Source organism: Limnochorda sp. (assembly GCF_047459355.1).
GTDB lineage: Bacteria > Bacillota > Limnochordia > Limnochordales > Limnochordaceae > Limnochorda.
This window is the reverse complement of sequence record NZ_VSCV01000096.1, coordinates 1-1,399: the sequence shown is the minus strand read 5'-3', so window position 1 is coordinate 1,399 and position 1,399 is coordinate 1. Positions and strand designations below refer to the sequence as shown.

Here is a 1,399-nt window from a genome sequence, read left to right as displayed (position 1 = left end):
AGCTGAACCTCTTCGGAAATGTGCAGGTGAGCACCCAAACCGTTCGGGAGCTGTGTCAAAGGGACATCCCGATCGCCTATTACTCTTACGGGGGCTGGCTTTCGGGGATCACCGTTGGGATGGGCCACAAGAACGTGGAACTGCGCCTCCACCAGTACGGCGTAGCCACCGATCCGGTGGCTCGCCTGGACATCGCCCGGGAGATTGTGGCAGGGAAGATCCAGAACTGCCGCACGTTCCTCAGACGCAACCACACCGACCCACCCAAGGCAGCCCTCGACGAATTGAAACGGCTGCGGAACAAGGCCCGGCGTGCGTCCTCCCTCGACGCCCTCCTCGGAATCGAGGGAGCGGCGGCGCGGGTCTACTTCAGCCACTTCGCCGGAATGTTACGCGAGCCTTGGGATTGGGATTTCACCGGTCGCAACCGGAGGCCTCCGCGGGACCCAGTGAACGCGTTACTTTCGTTCTGCTACGCGCTCCTCACCAAGGACGCTCTGGCCGCAGTCCTCAAGGCAGGCTTCGATCCGTTCCTCGGTGTCTACCATTCGGTCCGGTACGGTCGGCCCGCCTTGGCCCTCGACCTGCAAGAAGAGTTCCGTCCTCTGATTGCAGATTCCGTTACGGTGAGTGTCCTCAACAACGGCGAGATCAAGGAGCAGGACTTTGTCCGCCGGGCGGCGGGCGTGGCTCTCACTGAGAAAGGCCGCCGCAAGGTGCTCGAGGCTTACGAGCGGCGGGTGGACACCTCGGTCACCCATCCGGTCTTCGGCTACAGCCTGACGTACCGGCGTGTGATGGCGGTGCAAGCCCGCCTTCTGGCCCGACGGATGCTTGGTGAGATTCCCAGGTACGTTCCCTTCGTGACGAGGTGAGGATGATGCGCCGGCGGTATCTGGTATGCTACGATATCTGTGATGAGAAGCGCCTCCGACAGGTTTTCAAGATCATGCAAGGTTTCGGGGAACGGCTGCAATACAGCGTCTACCTCTGCGACCTGTCGGCGGAAGAGCGGATCCTCCTCCGGGCCAAGCTTCACGAAGTCATCCATCATGAGGAAGACCGGGTCATGATGGTGGACCTTGGCGAGGTGGGAACCGCTCGAGCCCATGCCTTTGAGTTCATGGGGGCAGCAACCCCCGTGGAGGAGCGGCGGGTGGTGGTCATATGAGCACGTGCCCGCTCATGCGAGCGGTTCGGTGCGCGCCACAAGCCGGGGAGCGGTCGATCGCTGCTTTGATCGATCTCGTCTGCCTTTGCTCAGGGGACACCTACTCGATCGCGATGGCCTGGGCCGCGTCGAACAGCACTGCTCGAAATGGGATCTCCAAACCCGCGCCAGAAGCACCTTGACAAACGAGCTATGACCACCTCTAAAGAGAGGTGGCCCCATTGAAGC

General features: G+C 61.7%; 2 protein-coding genes. Both read left to right on the top strand.

Features of this window, described 5'->3' with window-relative positions; all coding sequences use genetic code 11:
• The coding region (gene cas1 / locus FWJ67_RS11115) for a CRISPR-associated endonuclease Cas1 (RefSeq protein ID WP_414482854.1) at positions 1-875 on the top strand (875 nt) is incomplete at its 5' end.
• A gap of 5 nt (positions 876-880) precedes the next feature.
• Positions 881-1,171: a CRISPR-associated endonuclease Cas2 gene (gene cas2, locus FWJ67_RS11110; protein WP_304173248.1), complete on the top strand. Its 291-nt coding sequence runs from the start codon at positions 881-883 to the stop codon at positions 1,169-1,171.
• Positions 1,172-1,399: the final 228 nt, after the last annotated feature.